Here is a 19,095-nt window from a genome sequence, read left to right on the forward strand (position 1 = left end):
TTGGTTAACTTAAAAAGGGGGGGAGTTAACAATGCAACATTTTTGGGTTGTAGGAACAGATACGGATGTAGGAAAAACCATTGTCACCACCATGTTAATGTGTCATTTACAAAGAAAGGGGTTAAACGTTACCCCATATAAGCCTGTTCAGACAGGGGAGGTAAATGACAATGGGCATGGCTATTATCATGATACAGCCATGTATGAAGCATATTCCTTACAGAAGCTTAAGCAAGGGCACATCAATAGTTATTCTTTTAGAGAAGCCGCTTCACCACATTTTGCTGCACAACTGGAGGGACAGCAAATTCATGTAGACGAATTATTTCAGCACCTTCAAGGATTACAAGAATCCTATGATGTCGTGATATGCGAGGGGGCTGGTGGACTTTTTGTGCCGCTCACTGCTCCTAATGGTCCAACATTACTGGATGTGATTGTTAGGAGCAAGCTGCCAGTAGTGCTAGTTACAAGGACATCTCTTGGGACGATTAATCACACATTGCTAACGATGGAGGCATTACATTCTCGTCAAATCAATGTGGCAGGTATTGTTTTTAATGGGGACACAGGTAGCAAAATGGAACAGGACAATATACAAACGATTTTACAATACCACCCTATACCTTATGCAATTATCCCGAAGCTAAATAATATGTCACAGCTAATGGAGTATTCCATAACACACACAACTTTGTTTGAAAGGCTTTTTGCATATGAATCAAGCATTAACTGACTTACAGAAAAGAGATGTAAAGCATATTTGGCATCCATGCTCGCAAATGAAGGATTATGAGGCGTTTCCACCCATTGTTATAAAAAAAGGACAAGGAGTATGGTTATATGACGAGCACGACCGACGTTATTTAGATGCCGTATCCTCTTGGTGGGTCAATTTATTTGGGCATGCTAATCCACGTATTAGCCGGGCTTTAAGTGAGCAAGCATTTACATTAGAGCATACGATCTTTGCTAATTTTACCCATGAGCCTGCAATAAAAGTAGCCGAGAAATTATCAGCTTTAGCACCAGAAGGCTTACATAAAGTATTTTTTGCGGATAATGGCTCTTCTGCCATAGAGGTGGCCTTGAAAATGAGCTTTCAATACCATATGCAGGCAGGTAAAACAAAGAAAAAGCGCTTTCTCGCTTTGACGGATGCTTATCATGGAGAAACGATTGGGGCTTTATCTGTAGGAGGAGTAGAGCTTTACAATGAAGTGTACAAGCCTCTTTTATTAGATACTGTTCGTGCCAAAGGGCCAGACTGCTATCGTTGTCCATTTCACAAAGAGCCAGCAAGTTGTAATGCGCCATGTAGTCGCTTTATAGAAGATCAGCTCAAAGAACATCATGAAGAAATTACGGCTGTTATTATAGAACCGCTTATACAAGCGGCAGCAGGTATGAAAATGTATCCACCCATCTATTTGCAACGCTTACGAGCACTGTGCTCTCAGTATGATGTGCACTTAATAGCAGATGAAATTGCTGTTGGCTTTGGCCGCACAGGTACATTGTTCGCTTGTGAACAAGCGGGGATTTCACCTGATTTTATGTGTTTATCAAAGGGGCTTACAGGCGGTTATTTACCATTATCTGCTGTCTTAACTACGGACCAAATTTATCAAGCTTTTTATGACGATTATGGAACAATGAAGGCATTTTTACATTCTCATAGTTATTCGGGCAATACATTGGCCTGCCGAGTTTCACTTGAAGTGTTAACGATGTTTGAAGAGGAGCAAGTGATTGCAATGATTCAACAGAAAGGTGAGCGTATGCGAGAGTTAGCAACGGCTGCATTTCATGAGGCACCTTATGTAGGAGAATACAGACAAGTTGGTTTAGTGGGGGCTATTGAACTTGTTGCCAATCAAAAGACAAAGGAACCATTCCCTAGTGAAGAAAGAATTGGTTATCAAATTTACCAACGTGCTTTAGCACATGGTCTACTCATAAGACCTCTTGGCAATGTGCTGTATTTTATGCCACCGTATATTATTTCTGATGAAGAAATGATCTTCATGATCGAAACAACAAAAGAAACGATTGAACAATTTTTCCAAGACAGGAGGGTTACAGTTGAGTAAACGTCACCATACATTAGCACTTGTCATGATTGCTATGTTTGCTGCTCTTACGGCAATCGGGGCTTTTATTAAAATCCCATTACCTGTCGTACCATTCACATTGCAAATTGTTTTTGTGTTTTTAGCTGGGTGCTTATTAGGTAGTCGCAATGCCCTTTATAGTCAACTTATTTATATTGGAGTAGGGTTAGTGGGATTACCAGTATTTACACAGGGTGGAGGTATTATGTATGTTTTGCAGCCTACATTCGGTTATCTGATTGGCTTTGCCCTTGCTGCCTATTGCATTGGGTTCATTATGGAAAGAATAAAGACACCAACAAAAAAGCATTTCATTGGGGCAACGATTATGGGGCTTATCCTTATTTATGCTGTAGCCGTTCCTTATTTATATGTGGCTTTGAATTTCTGGTTAGACATGAAGTCAAGTTGGTCACACGTTTTCGCTATTGGTTTTCTAAGCAGCATTGTGGCTGACTTTTGCTTAGCTATCACATCAGGCCTACTAGCAGAAAGATTGTATAAAGTATTTCAGTCGGCAAGAAATGTGAAAATTTCACAAGTGGAAAGGGAGAATGTCATATGAATTATAAACAATTAGCGCAAGAAGTAATTGCTGGCAAAATCATTAGCAATGAGGAGGCACTGGCCATTTTAAATTGTGAAGATGATGAGCTATTGCAGCTGATGGATGGTGCTTTTGCGATTCGTCGTCATTATTATGGTAAAAAAGTAAAATTAAATATGATTATGAATGCAAAAAGCGGCTATTGTCCAGAGGATTGTGGTTATTGCTCGCAGTCGTCTAAATCTACTGCTCCTATTGAAAAATATCCTTTTATTTCAAAAGAAGAAATTCTAGCTGGTGCTAAACGAGCGTTTGACAACAAAATTGGGACGTATTGTATCGTAGCAAGCGGTCGAGGGCCAACTCGTAAAGATGTTAATGTAGTGAGCGAGGCGGTCGCTGAAATTAAAGAAAAATACGGTTTAAAGGTTTGTGCCTGTCTTGGCTTGCTGAAAGAAGAACAGGCACAGCAATTAAAGGAAGCTGGTGTGGATCGCTACAACCATAATTTGAATACATCCGAACGTCATCATGCTTATATTACTACTTCACATACCTATGAGGATCGTGTCAATACGGTGGAGATTGTGAAAAAGCATGGGCTCTCACCTTGTTCTGGTGCCATTATCGGTATGAAGGAGACGAAAGAGGATGTAGTCAATATAGCACGTGCCCTCCATCAATTGGACGCTGATTCCATCCCAGTGAACTTTTTAAATGCCATTGATGGTACAAAGTTAGAGGGAACAAAGGAATTAAATCCCCGGTACTGTTTAAAAGTTTTGGCGTTATTCCGTTACATCAATCCTACAAAGGAAATACGTATTTCGGGAGGTCGTGAAATTAATTTAGGGTCACTTCAACCGCTTGGCCTCTATGCAGCAAACAGTATTTTTGTAGGCGATTATTTAACAACAGCTGGTCAAGAGGCGAATAGTGATTATCGTATGTTGGAAGACTTAGGCTTCGAGATTGAATTAACACAAAAGCAAGAAGCAGTTTTTTGTTAACCTTATGAAATGAAATTTACTACTACAGCAAAAAACCGTACATTCGTACGGTTTTTTGCTTGAGACAGATAAAGTAAGGCAAATGACGGATGAGAGAAGCAAATTGGTGGATATAAATTGAAAAATGACGGATAGAACTAACAGAGTTTACTGTTTTATGCCTATCAAATAACAATTTTCACAAATTGTTCAATGAAAGCGTTTTGAAATTGAACAGTTTGTGAAGACCTTCACATAAAGCTTTCTTTTCAAAAAAAACAGCGTAAAATAAGAATCAAGTAAGGAATTGTTATAAAACAGTTGACGATATGTAGCTCAAATTTTGGTGGTTGTTATATTACAATAAAAACTTAGCGAAGGGAGCTTTTCACATGTGGGTTATTACAGTTTTTGATAAAAAGGATGTTCGGATTTTTGAGTATGCAAGTAAAAATGAGGCAACAGAAGCGATGTTAAAATTCAAGAAAAATGCAGTTCTAACATATACAAAATAGGTTTTTAAGACATGCAGCCCTCTATCGATGAAGGGCTGTTTTTTTATGAACAATAATTGGCCATGGATGTTAAATGCTTGTCTTTGTTCTATTTGTTGAAATATGAAAACATAACGCAATCAAAATCTCCTTCCTAGAGAAGGAGGTTGAAGAAGGATAATGCTATCCTATTTCCTTTTCCAAAGAATCGTTTTCGGATTTTTCTGATAATAGACCAAAAAATATAGGCTTGAACCCTAACTCTAACAATTTTTTTCTTGGTAAACATGTAAATATTTCATCAGTTCTGCGATCCCTTTCAATTGATGTAATAGTTGATTGTTTAGATTTTCCAATGCTAACTGAAAGGAATGTTCGATTTTATCAAAGTGTTGTGAGTCTAAATCATTTAATAATTTTTTCATATTTTCTATATAATAAACGGTTTTTCTCAAACTGCTTATAACCAGTATTTTTCGAAGTTCAGATTTCGAAAACATTCTATAGCCGTTTTCTTTATTTCTTTCTGACTGTATTAACCCTTCATTTTCCCAATGGCGGATTGCTGAAGTATTGACTCCTGCTATTATTGCGGCCTCACCAATACTCATACATTCATTTAATTTTACATTTCTATATTGAATCAATTCAGCACTTTGAATAGTAATCAGTATTTCTTCCACCCGTTGTTTTTCCACTTGTATTTGGAATTGCTGTTCATTTACTAACCATAGAGCTTCTTCAAACCTTGAACTTTTCATCATTCTCATAACTTTATAAACAACAGGTATGTCGTAGCCTTTTAACAGGGCTCGAATGGTAGTAAAAGCTTGGAAATGTATCGATGTATAAAAACGGTGATTACTATTCGTTCTTGGTACAACAGGAATGAGGTCTTGTTCTTCGTATCTTCTCAAAGTTGTTGTGCTAACATTTAAAGTGTTTGCTATTTGTTTAGGGGTATAGGTCTCCATTGCTAACTCCTTATTAAAGTAAAACCTTCAAGTGCTACAATAACATATTTTAAGTAAAATCCCAATATATAAGGGGAGAAGGACAGAAAACCGAAATATTGCATGAAGGTTATATGATAGATAGTAGATAGGAGTGATAAATATGGAAAAGAACATACAACTTATAGATGAAACAGAATTAAAAGTTGGTTTAGTGGGGAATCCAGACTATCCCACAATCATGCTTCCAGGTGCTAAAAAATCTGTATACGGACAAGAAGCTGAAAACTTAAGGTTATGGGGAGTAGACCCTGAATTAGGCAAACACTTTATTGAGGGACTTGTAGACAAGTTTCAGGTTCTATATTTCGATTACGAAGGACACCGTCTACAGCATCCAAGCCCAGAGAATCTCACACCTGAAAATTTAGTAAAAGATTTTTTAACGATTGCTGATGAAATGAACGTTAAGACGTTTAGCTACTTCGGATATTCTTGGTTAGCTTTAGTTGGATTACAATTAGCCATTCGGACGGCTAGATTAGAAAGCTTAATCATGGGTGGTTTTCCACCACTAGATGGTCCTTATAAAGAAATGATGGTGGTAACAAATAAAACATACGAGCAAGCCTTATATAATCAGAATTCTTCTGTTATTAAGGATGATGCTCATATAAATCCAGAAAAGGTTGATTGGGAAAATATAGAGGTACAAATCGATACGAATCAAACGAAACAATTCGTTACGATGTACAAAAATTTGATGGAATTTGATGATCGAGATATTCAACCTAAATTAGTGATTCCAAGATTGGCGTTTGCCGGAGAAAAAGACACGATTGTTTATGGAGAAAACTTTGGCAGTGTAACAGTAGATATTATCGGGGTACTTCAAAAAAATAAACAAGAATTAGAACATCTTGGATGGGATATAGACATTCTAAAAGGAAATGATATGGATCACACCAAAGCTATGCAGCCTGTAACGGTGCTGCCATTGATAAAGCAATGGTTAATGAAAAATTTGAATATACCTTATTGAATATAGAATCTGATACTTTAATTTCATACATCAATCCAGGTAATACACTAACAAGTCTTAGTATGACCATTTATTATTCGTATTAAAAAACCGTATAAGCGCTGTGTAAGCGTTTATACGGTTTCACTTTTTATAATATACTTGCTAAACGTTTAATTCCTTCACGAATCACTTCAGGTGTTGCATTTGTATAGTTAAGACGCATTGTATTCACGTTTGTTTTTGACGTGTAGAATGGATCACCAGGTACGAAGGCAACTTTTTGTTCCATTGCTTTATGGAAAACATCAAGGGCTGGTGTACCATCCTTCATTGTTGCCCAAATAAACATCCCTCCGTCAGGGCGTGTATATTCAACATGGGCAGGGAAAAACTCTTGCATTGCCTCAAGCATCGCATCTGACTGATTTTTATACAGCGCAATTATTTTCTTTACATGTTCCGCATAATCATTACTAGCTAAATAATCATAGATAACATATTGAGAGAAAATATTTGTATGAAGATCAGAAGCTTGCTTTGCTGTTTCGATATGCTGTAAAAGCTCTTTATTTTTCGTGATGATAAAACCAAGACGCATGCCTGGTGTGACCGTTTTAGAGAAAGAACCTAGTAAAATACTATTTTCTAATTTACCAGCACCGATATATGGAAGTGGCTCGCCTTGGAATCGTAACTCTCCATATGGGTCATCCTCAATTAAAGCAACATCGTATTTGGACACTATTTCGCAAATTTGCTCACGTTTTTCTTTTGAGTAAGTGAGCCCTGTTGGATTTTGGAAGTTTGGTACCGTATAAATGAATTTTACATTAGGCTGTTGAAGGGCGCGCTCTAATTCCTCTAGGTTAAGACCATCGTTTTCAAGTGTCACCCCATAGAAAGTTGGCTCACTTAATGTAAAGGCTTGAATCGCCCCTAAGTAACCAGGCTCTTCGATAATAATGCCATCGCCTTTATTGATGAGTACTTTACCAATGAGTTCAAGTGCTTGCTGTGAACCTGTAGTAATAAAGACATCATCTGCCTGTACATCTAATCCATGAACACGCTGATATTTCGCAGCAATGTATTCTCTCAGTGGTGCATATCCTTGTGTTGATGAATATTGAAATAAACGGCTGCCGTTTTCCATAATGGCATGGTCCACTGATGCTCTTAACGCGTCAATAGGGAAAGAGATTGGGTTTGGAAGCCCACCTGCAAAGGAAATGACATCCTCTGCATCTGTTACTTTCAAAATATTTCGAATAAATGAGGATGGGGTTTTTAAGATTCTTTCTGAATATTGCATAATAATCGGTCCTTTTTTTCTGATTTTTTAAAAATTATATCATTGTCATCGTGTGCATACAATATTATCATTGTATGCAAGACAATTAAACTATTGTATGCAAATTAACAGAAAGAAGGGCTTCTTCAATGCCTATTAATTCATTTGACGAATACCCAATGAGTTGGAAGCCAGATATTAGCCATATTTCGGCTCCATTATATATAGCTATCGCACATCAACTTGAACAAGATATCAAGGATGGAAAGCTAGCGCCAGGGACAAAACTTCCTCCACAGCGTGAATTAGCTGATTTTTTAGATGTCAATTTAAGCACCATCACACGAGCCTTCAAGCTCTGTGGACAAAAAGGATTAATTTATGCCTCAATTGGGAGTGGAACGTTTGTTTCAACGGATGCGGCTAGCAACAAAATGTTACTCCCCACGAATCGTGCCACGCCTATCATTGAAATGGGCTCAGTGTTACCAGATAATTTTGTAAATGATGATATTACACGATTTATGAAAAAGATGTTGAACGAACCTAGTTTTAGCAAGCTATTTCAATATGGACGACCAGAGGGAAATGCTTGGCAAAATGAAGCTGTCATGAAGCTTTTTGAATTGGTGAATTTTCAAACCGATCAACCTATTTTGCTCGGAGCTGGCGGACAAAATGCCATTGTGGGAACACTCGCCGCCCTATTTCAGCCCGGAGACCGAATTGGTACAGATCCTATTACCTATGCTGGCATTAAAACAGCCGCTAATATGCTAGGTATACAACTGGTGGCCATACAACAATGCCAGGGCGAGATGACAAGAGAAGGTTTATTGTATGCCTGTAAAAATGAACATATCAAAGGCATCTATGTTATCCCTGATTTTCATAACCCAACGACACATACGATGTCCGTGGAAACGAGAAAAATGATTGCGGAAGTGGCCAGAGCGAAAGATTTAATCGTTATTGAGGATGCCATTTATAGCTTTCTTAAGGAACGAGCGCTTGCCCCTATTGCTTCCTATGCTCCAGACAAGGTCATTTATATTGCTAGCCTGTCAAAAACGCTATCACCAGGATTACGGCTTTCTTTCCTTGTGACACCTCCAACTTTTCGCAAAAGAATTATGGAAACTCTCTATAATATCAACATTTCCATCTCTCCTATGATGCTGGAACTTGCTGCTAGATTGATTCATGAAGGGGTGGCGCAAACGATTTTAGAAAAACATCGAGCCTATGCTAGGCAGCAAAATACGCTTGTTAATCAGTATTTAGGAGATTATCACATTTTAGGGGATGACGAATGTATTTTCAGATGGCTCCACTTACCTGAAAAATTTACAGGTGTTCAATTTGAATTGTTAGCCTCCAAAGCTGGTGTACAAGTTTATGCGGCGGAGCGTTTCGCTGTTGGGAATACAAAGCCTGTGAATGCAGTTCGATTAGCCATTGCAGCACCAGAAACGCAATTGGAGCAGGCATTAATCATCTTAAAGGATATACTCGAAAGTAATGGTGATTATGCATTTGTTGATTAATGGATAGCAAGCGTATAATAAAGCTAAGAGAACAAAGAGGTGATTTAACATGACTCATAAAGGACGTGTAATTTTACATGTGGATATGAATAGTTTCTATGCTTCAGTGGAGCAGGCACATGATCCTAGCTTAAAGGGCAAGCCCATCGCAATCGCAGGTAACCCAAAGGAGCGCCGTGGCATTTTAGTAACCTGTTCCTATGAAGCAAGAGCTCTCGGTATTTATACAACAATGACAGTCCATGAAGCAAAACGTAAATGTCCTGAGCTCTTGTTATTGCCTCCGGATTTTCAAAAATATCGAGCAGCATCTAAAGAAATGTTTACGATTTTGCGTAGCTATACTCCTTTAGTAGAGCCTGGTTCAATCGATGAAGGCTACATGGATATTACAGAGTTAAGTAAGGAAAAACATGCGTTAAGTATTGCCCAGGAAATACAAGAGCGTATGTTAGCGGAGCTTGATTTACCTTGTTCCATCGGTATTGCACCCAATAAATTTTTAGCGAAAACCGCTTCTGATATGAAAAAACCGATGGGTATAACCATTTTACGGATACGTGATATTGAACAGCAGCTATGGAATCGTGAGGTTGTCAATATGCATGGTATTGGGGCAAGTACAGCAAAAAAATTAAATGCACATGGTATTTTTACAATTGGTGACTTAGCTCAAGCAGAAGAGTTTAAGATGAAGCAAATTTTAGGGAAGAATGGTGTGCGACTTCGAGCAAGGGCCAATGGGATAGATCATAGAGTAGTTGATCCCGAGGCGATTTTTGATACGAAGAGCGTAGGAAATTCAACAACATTACCAGAAGATGTGACAGATATTCGCACACTACATAAGACGATTGAAGGGCTATGTAAAAAAGTAGCAGAACGCCTTGATGCCAAACGTTTAGCTGGTTCTACGATCAGTATTCAAATACGTGATGCAGATTGGCATAATCACACGCGTTCAAAAACAATGTCCAATGTCCTTTATCGTTTTGAAGAAATTTATGATATTGCTTGTGCATTATTTGATAAGCATTGGGATGAATCTCCAGTAAGATTACTAGGTGTAACAGTTTCCAATGTGGTGGATCGTAAGGACTATACCCAGCAATTATCGATTTTTAATTATCAAGAGCATGTAAAAGATGAGCCTATTCTCAAAATAGTCGATGAAATTGAGGGGCGTTTTGGCAAGGGGATTATAAAACGAGGAGTAGATCTAGGGAAACGGTCATCTTATCAATCACAAACAAGCTTCAGTAAAGATTTTTTAGATGACTATGATTAAAGAGTGAATGAAAGCGGGTGTAAACATGTACTACAAGGAATATGGCGATACTAATAATCCGTTCATGATGTTTATTCATGGTGGGGGTGTTGGGGGCTGGATGTGGGATCAGCAAATTCAGTATTTTACCAATTATTACTGTGTAGTACCAGAGCTTATGTCACAATCCTCTTTTTCCATTGAGCAAAGTGCTAGAGAGCTGCTACTGCTAATTGAAGAAAAAGCTAATGGTAAGCCCATTATAGTAATAGGTTTCTCGTTAGGAGCTCAAATAGCTATTCAAATGCTAAGTATAAATCCAAGTTTAATTGATTTTACCATCATTAATAGTGCGCTTGTTCTTCCTTCTCCTGTATTAGAATGGATGCTACCACCGCTCATTCGGCTGACATTTCCGCTTATAAAAAATAAAACATTCGCGAAACTCCAAGCGAAATCTTTATATATCGATGACCATTATTTTGAACGCTATTATCGTGAAAGTTCAGCTATATCTGTCAATACATTAGTTCGAATTTTACAGGAAAATATGTCGTTTACCATTCCTTCCGGTTTTCGCAAAGCCCAAGGGAAAATTTTAATAACAGTTGGAAACAAAGAGAGAAGTATTATGAAAAAATCAGCAATAGAACTAGTTCGCAGTCATCCCAATAGCAACGGTGTGTTATTGACTAACATAGGTCATGGAGTATCGTTAGCTAAGCCTGCATTTTTCAACCATTTTGTAGAAAATTGGATTCAAAAGGGTCATTTACCTAAGGGAATCGAGATTCAATAGAACTACTCCATTATGAGTAACCTTCCACATAATGGAGTTTATACGAAATTATTTACGAAAATAGTGGGGATATAAATCTTTATGCTGTAGCACCCATTCCTTCATTTCAACAATCATTTCTTCATAGCTTGGGACAACAAAGGAAAAGTCGTTCCTTGTATTTAGTAATGTTTTATTCACGTTAACAAGCTGATAGGGGAGAATGTCCAGTTTACTATCCAAAAAGTGTCGGTTACATAACTGAAGAAGTTCATATTTTGATATATTCGAAGTATGGACGAGATGATAGAGCCCTGTTAGTTCTTCATAGGTAGCACGTTCAATGGCTTTAGCTAATGTAATTGTTGTGACACCAGTCCAAATAGCACCTGTATAACCATTAATAGGGCCATCTTGTTGCATAAACCAATTGAATAATCCGATGCCGTTTTGTTTTAAATCAGGACCAATAATCGAATTACGAAATGTTAAATGCTTGTTTCGCTCAATTTCACCTAACCCTTTTGTGCGATCATAAAAGGTCTCCCCGTCTCGCATACTTTTTTCATGATAAGGGGCATTCTGCCCTGAAAAGACACAGTCTGTGCTTAGATGAATAAGCTTTGTTTGTTGATTTTCTAGGAGAGCTACAATCGCATGTGGTAGATAGCTATTTAGCAAAATACTTTGCGCGGGATTTGCATCACAAGCATTGTTTAAAACACCTATACAATTAATCACGACATCAAAATCATTGTCTTGCAGCAGGGATCGTAAAAAATTGGAGTCGGTTACATCACCTGTTATATTGTGTCCGAATGGGAAAGAAGTTCTAGAGTATGTTGTTACCTCATGCCCTTGTTCCCATAAATAGATAGCAATGGTGTGGCCAGCCATACCGGTAGCACCGAGCACTAAAAATTTCATGGTGTTCCTCCCGTCCAATGGAGAAGCTCTTTTTGAATAAGAGGTAATGTTAATAATTTTTCTTTAATATCAGCCACACTTAATCGTTGTGTATTGTTAGAGTTATATTCATCAGTTAAAGTAATTTTTGGAGAGCCCTCCTCGAGGTATTTTCCATAATTTAAATCCCGATTATCCGCTGGGATGCGATAAAATTTGCCCATATCAATGGCCTTTGCTGCTTCTTCTTTTGTACATAATACTTCATACATTTTTTCCCCATGCCGTGTCCCGATAATTTGAATGGTATTGTTTGCCTGAAAAATTTCAAGTAAAGCCTGTGCCAAATGCTCGACAGTTGCAGCGGGCGATTTTTGTACCATAATATCTCCATTTTGTGCATGTGAGAAAGCATAGATAACTAATTCAACTGCCTCCTCAAGAGTCATCATAAAACGTGTCATATTTGGATCAGTAATCGTTAAAGGTTTTCCTGCTTTTATTTGTTCGATAAATAACGGAATCACCGAGCCTCGTGAAGCCATGACATTGCCGTATCTAGTGCCACAAATAAGCGTTTGATGAGGATCAACCATTCGAGACTTTGCTATAAACGTCTTCTCCATCATTGCTTTGGAAATCCCCATTGCATTGACAGGGTAGGCTGCTTTATCTGTTGATAGACAAATGATTTTTTTCACACTTGCTTGGATGGCGGCAGTTAATACATGGTCGGTTCCTAAAATATTGGTTTTCACAGCTTCTAAAGGGAAAAATTCACAGGAGGGAACTTGCTTAAGCGCAGCGGCATGGAATACATAGTCTACGTTATACATAGCGTTGTGAATACTTTGTATATCACGGACATCCCCAATATAAAATTTTATTTTCGAATGCTGATAGAGCTTACGCATATCGTCTTGTTTTTTCTCATCCCTTGAAAAAATTCGAATTTCTTTAATATCAGTATTTAGAAATCGCTTTAAAACTGCGTTACCGAAAGAACCAGTGCCTCCTGTAATCAGTAATATTTTATCTGTAAACATTGTATGGTTTGTAGCACCTCCTGTATGTTGATTAGGATCATTTTATTTCAGGCCTTTTTCATGCAAATCACATTCAGAGTTTTCCCTAGGATAGTTGTACCAGTAGGCAAATTCATTTGTATATTTACAAGTTGGATTTTTATCCATGAGTGCACAGTTAAAATCCCAATCTCCCGCAATATCTTTCCGAATGGTAAACTTAGCATCACCGATAAAACTTCTTCGAATGATTTTAAACTGACCAGGTAATGAGTAGCGGTTGGATTCATCTTTAATAAATCCATAGCCATTTTTTATAATCATGTTGTAATAATAAATATCAAACTCACCATCTACCTGTGCGAGTACGTTGCGAATGGCAGGCAAATAATGATCATCGCTATCAATGATGGCTATATAGTCTCCTGTTGCCTCTGCAATACACCGATTATATGCAACGCTCGCGCCTAGGTTTGTTGGATGAACGATAATTTTTAAAGCCGCACAGTTTTTTTGATAGTCTTGTAAAATAGCTAATGTATTGTCAGTGGAACCATCATCTACAACAATAATTTCATAGGCATATTCTTTTGGAATGCTGTCAAGCATTGTTAAGATCCATTCTTCACTATTAAATGCGGGTGATAAAAAGCTGATTTTCATGTGATCCCTCCATTCTTTCATAATTAGTAGAGTTACTTAACCGAGCGGATTCTTTAATACAATATGCGTGAATATAGTGTGACTGTAGGCCAATGCTTGTTTTTAGAAGCTTTTGAGAGAGTAGTTTTTACATCTATCAAGCTCTTTTACTAGAGAAATGTGCTGCTAAGGGCGAAAATTTACTAAGTTGTGCACGTTTAACAGGGGGGGACATAAACTAGTTAGAGTGCTTTATTAGAAAGAGGGATACGATGTCAAAAAAGATCGCCTTTATTTGTAGCGTGGAGTCCTATAAACTTTCCGATGCACATATTTTCAAAGATTTATGCCTTGTACCTATTTTACTTGGGGACTACTTAGGCTATGAAGTGAGTATTGTTACAACAGAGATGAACGACGCCCTACTTCAACAATCTTTTCCTAATGTGAAATTTGAACATGTCCCATTTGGCATTGACTATGTGGCGAATATGAATGCCTATTTAGTGAAGCATGCAAAAGAGATCGACATAGCATTCGCTATCGGTCCCTATCCATCCTACCTTCCTATTCTCCAGACCTATAAGCACTATCATCCAGATGGGAAAATATATATGAAGTTAGATGTGAATCGATTTTGGCTAAACCGATTAAAAACCTATCCATATTTTCTAGAGTTACTAAAACTCTGTGATCTCCTCACCTCTGAATGTGTATCTATTCAAAAGGCCATTCAAGAGTTTTCACAATTGGAAATTAAACATCTGCCCAATGGCTTTTATGAGCATTTTTACACAGAGCCGGTGCCGTTTCAGGAAAAAGAAAATAGAATTTTAATGGTGGGACGCTTAGATTCGCCAGAGAAGCAAACTATATTGGCTGTTAGGGCTTTTCTAGCAGCACAAATTCCAGACTGGGAGCTTCGGTTAGTAGGTCCGATGTCTGCAACATTCCAGCAGGAGCTGCTAATGATACTGGATAGTCATCCACTTGCGAAGCAAGTGACTATCATAGGGCCCATTTATGATAGGGTGAAATTAGAGGAGGAATACCGTAAGGCTAAAATCTTTTGTTTAACGTCTCTAGTTGAATGCTATGCACATGTTTTTGTAGAAGCAGCTAAAAATGGTTGTTATATTGTGACAACTGATGTGGATGGTGCTGATGATATAACCCAGCAACAACGTTTTGGCACCATACATCCGACACATGACTGGGAAAGTATTGGCCGGACATTCCAGCAAGTCACGAAGCAGGAAGCATTGCTAGCAAATACTTGTGTAGAATTGCAAGCATTTGCACGAAAGGAACTAAACTGGCAGCAACTTGTGAAGAAGGTTGCTGTATATTTGGATGAATAAACGTAAATATTCTTTCTCTAAATAGTGGAGTATTCTTTTCTTTATACCATTATTTCCTATATAATAGATTCTAGAAATATAGGTTAGACAATCATGGGTAGACACAAGGGGAGACAGGAATGGAAATACTACAAGCAACAATGAACGAACTAGAAGACTTAGCAAAATTATTTGATGAATATCGCCAATTTTATGGGATAGATTCAGATATAAGTAGTGCCAAGGCATTTTTACAATTACGATTGGCTTTAAAAGAGTCTGTTGTTTTTGTAGCGCAGGAAGATGGTAGGGTGATTGGATTTACACAATTATATCCAACATTTTCCTCTGTCGCTTTACAACGCGCCTTTATTCTCAATGATATTTATGTAACCGAAGATGCTAGAGGCCTAGGGGTGGGCAAGGCATTGATGGAACAGGTATTTCAATATTGTGAGCAACAAGATGCTCGCTATGTTACGCTTCAAACAGCAGCCGATAATGTAAATGCGCGTAAACTTTATGAAAAACTTCACATGAAGCAAGATGAATACTGTAATTATGTGAAATATTTTATGTAAAATAAACGAGCAAGCATCCTGTCTACGGACGGATGCTTTTTTGTGCTAAAAATCCCCTAGATCTATCATAATCTAGGGGAAATTAGGGTGGTTATTTAATTTCTAGCGTATAAGGTAGGGTACTTGCCTGACCATAATATTCACTGACTTCAATATAGTATTTACCAGCATCTAGTTCTACTGTACCTACCTCAGCATCTCCTGCCCCATAAAGATCTAGCGTTTTGACTGTTTTTCCATTTGCATCGATCACTCGGATGACGCCATCTAGTGATTTTTCTGTTTGAAGAGAGAATGTCACGTCGCGCTTTTGGTCATTGTTCCATTCAAAATAATCCTTATCACCAAATGGGATACCTGCATTTAAATACTGACTTGCGATCCATCGATCCTCTTTTTTCGTAAGAGCAGATGGTTTGGTTGGGATTCCATTCACTAATTTAGAATCGGCATCTTCGTCTGCTCGCTTATGGTCAAACAGCGTTAATGTATACGGTTGAGCGGACACTTGACCAAGACCCATGCTGTTAACAAGGATAAAATAGCCTCGATCTTTTTTAGCCGTAAAGGATGTGTTGACATCAGTTGTTCCCATCATTCCAAGGAGCATTTCAAGTATGTTGTCACCAAGTCCAAATGGAACTTCAGTTTCCATTTCCTTCGGATCAATTTTCATATTACCGTTCGTATCCTCGATAATCGCTCCTGCAAATTTCAAGTCTTTTTGCAGTTCATTTGGTAGTTGCGCTAATTGTTCATTTGTAAACGGAACCGAAGAAAGAAGCAGGCTCATCACTTCATCATTGCCTTCTTGCTTATAGTAGTAGTAATCTACATCATCTGAATAAATGAGATGATCTTTGTAAGTAGTACCCGGTTGAATTTTGAGGGCTTTTGCTTCCTCATTATTTTCCGGATTATAATCTGCTGGAATTTCACCTATTTTACTAGTTTTCAATGTGTAAGGATCAGCAGAACGTTCACCAGCATTAACAACAGCTACTACATATGTTTTGTCCTTTTTTAATGGAATGACCTTTGCTTCATTTTCATTACCGGCTGAACCAAGTAGTAGTGCTAAAATGCCGAGATCATTTGTTAAGGAAGAAACCGGAATTAATTCCTTTGCTTCCTCGTCATATTCAAACACTGTACCCGTAGGCATTTGGTTTGTACCTTTGTTAAAGCTAAAACTATAGAGAGCGTCTTCCTTCGCTTTAAATGTGAAGAAATCTTCATCATATTCAGTTTGGAAATAAGCTTTTTGATCTTCGCCGATATCAAAGCGTATCGCCTGTTTCAGAATTTGAACAACATTTTCAAGATTGCCCGACGTCATAGGTGTCATTAACATACTCATCAGGCTTTCCATTTCATTGCGTTTTTTTATGTTACTTGGTGAAATAGGTACTTGTTCCTCTGGGACGTTTTCTTCTAACATGGCTTCATCTAAAGGTAGTCCATCCTCGTCAGGAGGAAGGGTCACCACTTCACCTTTTAATGTGTATGGAATCATAGATTCACTGATCGTTTCCTCTTTTTCAATGCCACCACTAAAGAACATCTCCATTGAAAACTCACTATTACTCTCATTAGATACACTTAATACGTATTCTTGATCTGGAACAGCATCGATTATCATGCTGACTGCTTCACCTTTCGCTGCACCATAAGCAGATTGTATTGGATAAGCTTCCTCTTCTTCAACTTCCTCATTTTCAGCTTTGCCGGCTTCTTGTGGTGGTATTGGAGAAAGGTCATCTTTTAGATAAAGCTCCATAGAAGCGGTAACACCTGGAATCCCAGTAAGATCAAATTTTAACGTCGTAGGTTTTTTTACAGAAAACGTGAAATAATCTTGATCTTGCTGTTGATCTTTTGACAGAAGGGTATAGTTTTTGCCTGCTGTACTATATGGGAACTTTTTAATGGTCTCCATTGCAGACTTATCCAATGTATCGATTGGCAGGTCCTTCGTCGTTTGTGCTGTAAAGACATAAGTAGATTTACCTTTTAAGCTATAGCTACCATTATGATCTTTAACACCAACTAATAGCGTGCCTTTTTGATCTGCTTTAAATAAATATCCTTCTTTTTTACCTACACGAACATCATTCACATTGATCGGTTCTACATCACCAATCCCGCTATTTGGGTAGAAATATAAGTCAAAGGCATAATCATATTTATCAGCACCTTTTAATGTAAGCTGAGCATATTCATCCTGGTCTAATTCAACCTTGTACCATTTTATCTCGTCCTGTTGCTCAAATACACCTTGTTCCGTGTTCAACTTATTTTTAGCTAGTACTTTGGCATTTTTAAGCTGATTTTCCTTAGTCTCTGAATAATGCTTAGGCAGTTTATTTAAATCAAACTGTAATGCTTTTACAGGATCTACAAGCCCATGACCATACGTAAGATCATAACCCTTCTCGCCCAAATCTTGTGCTGTCATTTCCAGAATGGCTTCTATTTCATGCGGCTTTAAATTTGGATATTTTGATTTAAGAAGGGAGACAATACCTGCCACGACTGGCGATGCCATAGATGTACCACTAAATTTGACAAAGGAAGAACCTTTTTTCCCATCATGAACCGTACTATATATTTCCTCACCAGGTGCCACAACATCAACGGACGGTCCGTAATTTGAATAACTTGATAGCTTGTTGCGATCATTCGTCGAACCAACACTAATGACACCTTCGAATGAAGCGGGGAAGGAGTAATCATCTGTTGATTCATTTCCAGCAGCAGCCACAACTGTTATTCCACTATCAATGGCTTTCTGAACAGCTTCCTTCATCAGTGGAGATTCCCCATAGCCCCCTAGACTCATATTAATGACATCGGCACCTTGCTCAATGGCATAGAGAATGCCCTGTGCAATAATGAAATCATTTGCGCCCTCTTTGCCATTGAATACATCAATTGGCAGTAGCTTTGCTTTTGGATTAATCCCGTGTCCACCAATACCATTATCTTTTGCTGAGGCGATAATTCCCGCCACATGTGTTCCATGGTCGCCTGGATAAGTAGCATTTGCAGGTGCTGCTGCATTATAGGGTGGGAGTACTTGAGATTTGAGATCGGGGTGTTTAAAATCGACACCAGAATCAATGACAGCAACTTTTACATCATGATCGCCAGCTAATTGGAGTGCTTGATCCATTTGCAGTAGACTTAAATGATACATCTCTTGTTTTTTTGGATCTATGTCTTTAGTGAAAGAATGATATACATAGCTAGGGGATACACTTTTAATCCCGTTTTGCTTTAAGTAGTATGAAACGGCCTTTTCGATTGTTACCCCTTTGTTCAGTTGAACTACATCGTAACCTAAAGAAGGAATAGAGCGGATGACTTTAGAGCCAATTTTTTTATGTACATTTTTATCAAGACCTGAATGCTTGATAACAATTGTATCCTTGCTCATCCATTTTTCTTCATTCTTTTCTATTTGTTTCGAACTGTTTGCCAGCACATTTTTTGCTGTATGTTGTGGTGTCTCAGCAAAGGCAGAAGCGGTAGGAACCATTAGTGCAGCGGATGCTACAACTGCGACAGATTTGTTAAACCAACTTTTCAATTGTT

17 protein-coding genes are annotated in these 19,095 nt (G+C 38.1%); 11 read left to right on the forward strand and 6 right to left on the reverse strand.

What is annotated here, in order from left to right; all coding sequences use genetic code 11:
- Window positions 1–31 precede the first annotated feature (31 nt).
- From bioD to ABC382_RS01295, 5 genes are all read left to right on the forward strand, one after another.
- The gene (gene bioD, locus ABC382_RS01275; RefSeq protein ID WP_274793586.1) at window positions 32–736 is read left to right on the forward strand and encodes a dethiobiotin synthase; all 705 of its coding nucleotides are present in this window, start codon (window positions 32–34) and stop codon (window positions 734–736) included.
- Window positions 717–2,093 (forward strand): adenosylmethionine--8-amino-7-oxononanoate transaminase, encoded by a 1,377-nt coding sequence (gene bioA / locus ABC382_RS01280; RefSeq protein ID WP_412926524.1) that lies wholly within the window; start codon window positions 717–719, stop codon window positions 2,091–2,093. Before bioD ends, bioA begins: the two co-directional genes overlap by 20 nt.
- On the forward strand, window positions 2,086–2,679 hold the full coding sequence (locus ABC382_RS01285) for a biotin transporter BioY (RefSeq protein ID WP_312507462.1): 594 nt from the start codon (window positions 2,086–2,088) through the stop codon (window positions 2,677–2,679). The genes bioA and ABC382_RS01285 overlap by 8 nt, the downstream gene beginning before the upstream one ends.
- Entirely contained in the window at window positions 2,676–3,671 is a 996-nt protein-coding gene (gene bioB, locus ABC382_RS01290; protein ID WP_312507463.1) for a biotin synthase BioB, read from the forward strand. The genes ABC382_RS01285 and bioB overlap by 4 nt, the downstream gene beginning before the upstream one ends.
- 371 nt (window positions 3,672–4,042) lie before the next feature.
- Complete coding sequence (locus tag ABC382_RS01295; RefSeq protein ID WP_274793582.1) at window positions 4,043–4,165, forward strand: hypothetical protein; 123 nt, start codon at window positions 4,043–4,045, stop codon at window positions 4,163–4,165.
- 242 nt (window positions 4,166–4,407) lie between these two features.
- On the opposite strand, the gene ABC382_RS01300 is transcribed toward ABC382_RS01295, so the two are convergent.
- Window positions 4,408–5,118: a MerR family transcriptional regulator gene (locus ABC382_RS01300; RefSeq protein ID WP_412926525.1), complete on the reverse strand. Its 711-nt coding sequence runs from the start codon at window positions 5,116–5,118 to the stop codon at window positions 4,408–4,410.
- A gap of 142 nt (window positions 5,119–5,260) precedes the next feature.
- Between ABC382_RS01300 and ABC382_RS01305 the strand changes: the two genes are divergently transcribed.
- The gene (locus ABC382_RS01305) at window positions 5,261–6,139 is read left to right on the forward strand and encodes an alpha/beta fold hydrolase (protein WP_412926526.1); all 879 of its coding nucleotides are present in this window, start codon (window positions 5,261–5,263) and stop codon (window positions 6,137–6,139) included.
- Between the two features lie 130 nt (window positions 6,140–6,269).
- Here the strand turns inward: ABC382_RS01305 and ABC382_RS01310 are convergent, their stop codons facing one another.
- Window positions 6,270–7,433 (reverse strand): aminotransferase-like domain-containing protein, encoded by a 1,164-nt coding sequence (locus tag ABC382_RS01310; protein WP_274793581.1) that lies wholly within the window; start codon window positions 7,431–7,433, stop codon window positions 6,270–6,272.
- 128 nt (window positions 7,434–7,561) lie between these two features.
- Between ABC382_RS01310 and ABC382_RS01315 the strand changes: the two genes are divergently transcribed.
- From ABC382_RS01315 to ABC382_RS01325, 3 genes are read left to right on the forward strand one after another with little or no spacing between them, the layout of a single operon-like run.
- The gene (locus tag ABC382_RS01315; protein WP_274793580.1) at window positions 7,562–8,959 is read left to right on the forward strand and encodes an aminotransferase-like domain-containing protein; all 1,398 of its coding nucleotides are present in this window, start codon (window positions 7,562–7,564) and stop codon (window positions 8,957–8,959) included.
- Between the two features lie 49 nt (window positions 8,960–9,008).
- On the forward strand, window positions 9,009–10,247 hold the full coding sequence (locus ABC382_RS01320; RefSeq protein WP_412926527.1) for a DNA polymerase IV: 1,239 nt from the start codon (window positions 9,009–9,011) through the stop codon (window positions 10,245–10,247).
- A gap of 25 nt (window positions 10,248–10,272) precedes the next feature.
- Window positions 10,273–11,025: an alpha/beta fold hydrolase gene (locus ABC382_RS01325; RefSeq protein WP_412926528.1), complete on the forward strand. Its 753-nt coding sequence runs from the start codon at window positions 10,273–10,275 to the stop codon at window positions 11,023–11,025.
- 48 nt (window positions 11,026–11,073) lie between these two features.
- Here the strand turns inward: ABC382_RS01325 and ABC382_RS01330 are convergent, their stop codons facing one another.
- Genes ABC382_RS01330 through ABC382_RS01340 form a run of 3 tightly spaced genes read right to left on the reverse strand, consistent with a single transcriptional unit; the run spans window position 11,074 to window position 13,598 of the window.
- On the reverse strand, window positions 11,074–11,931 hold the full coding sequence (locus ABC382_RS01330) for an SDR family oxidoreductase (protein WP_322611901.1): 858 nt from the start codon (window positions 11,929–11,931) through the stop codon (window positions 11,074–11,076).
- Window positions 11,928–12,956, reverse strand: coding sequence for a polysaccharide biosynthesis protein (locus ABC382_RS01335; protein WP_322611902.1), 1,029 nt, complete (start codon window positions 12,954–12,956; stop codon window positions 11,928–11,930). Before ABC382_RS01335 ends, ABC382_RS01330 begins: the two co-directional genes overlap by 4 nt.
- 42 nt (window positions 12,957–12,998) lie before the next feature.
- Window positions 12,999–13,598, reverse strand: coding sequence for a glycosyltransferase family 2 protein (locus ABC382_RS01340; RefSeq protein ID WP_312507256.1), 600 nt, complete (start codon window positions 13,596–13,598; stop codon window positions 12,999–13,001).
- Between the two features lie 251 nt (window positions 13,599–13,849).
- Here ABC382_RS01340 and ABC382_RS01345 point away from each other — a divergent pair, with 251 nt between their 5' ends.
- Together ABC382_RS01345 and ABC382_RS01350 are read left to right on the forward strand one after the other, a co-directional pair.
- Window positions 13,850–14,938, forward strand: coding sequence for a glycosyltransferase family 4 protein (locus tag ABC382_RS01345; protein WP_412926529.1), 1,089 nt, complete (start codon window positions 13,850–13,852; stop codon window positions 14,936–14,938).
- A 119-nt stretch (window positions 14,939–15,057) separates the two neighbouring features.
- Window positions 15,058–15,498 carry a GNAT family N-acetyltransferase gene (locus ABC382_RS01350; protein WP_274793573.1) on the forward strand — a complete coding sequence of 147 codons (441 nt, stop codon included), beginning with the start codon at window positions 15,058–15,060 and terminating at the stop codon, window positions 15,496–15,498.
- 91 nt (window positions 15,499–15,589) lie between these two features.
- Here ABC382_RS01350 and ABC382_RS01355 read toward each other — a convergent pair whose 3' ends face one another.
- The gene (locus ABC382_RS01355; RefSeq protein ID WP_322611904.1) at window positions 15,590–19,090 is read right to left on the reverse strand and encodes a S8 family peptidase; all 3,501 of its coding nucleotides are present in this window, start codon (window positions 19,088–19,090) and stop codon (window positions 15,590–15,592) included.
- Window positions 19,091–19,095 lie beyond the last annotated feature (5 nt).

It is taken from the genome of Lysinibacillus phoenicis (assembly GCF_047238325.1).
GTDB lineage: Bacteria > Bacillota > Bacilli > Bacillales_A > Planococcaceae > Lysinibacillus > Lysinibacillus irui.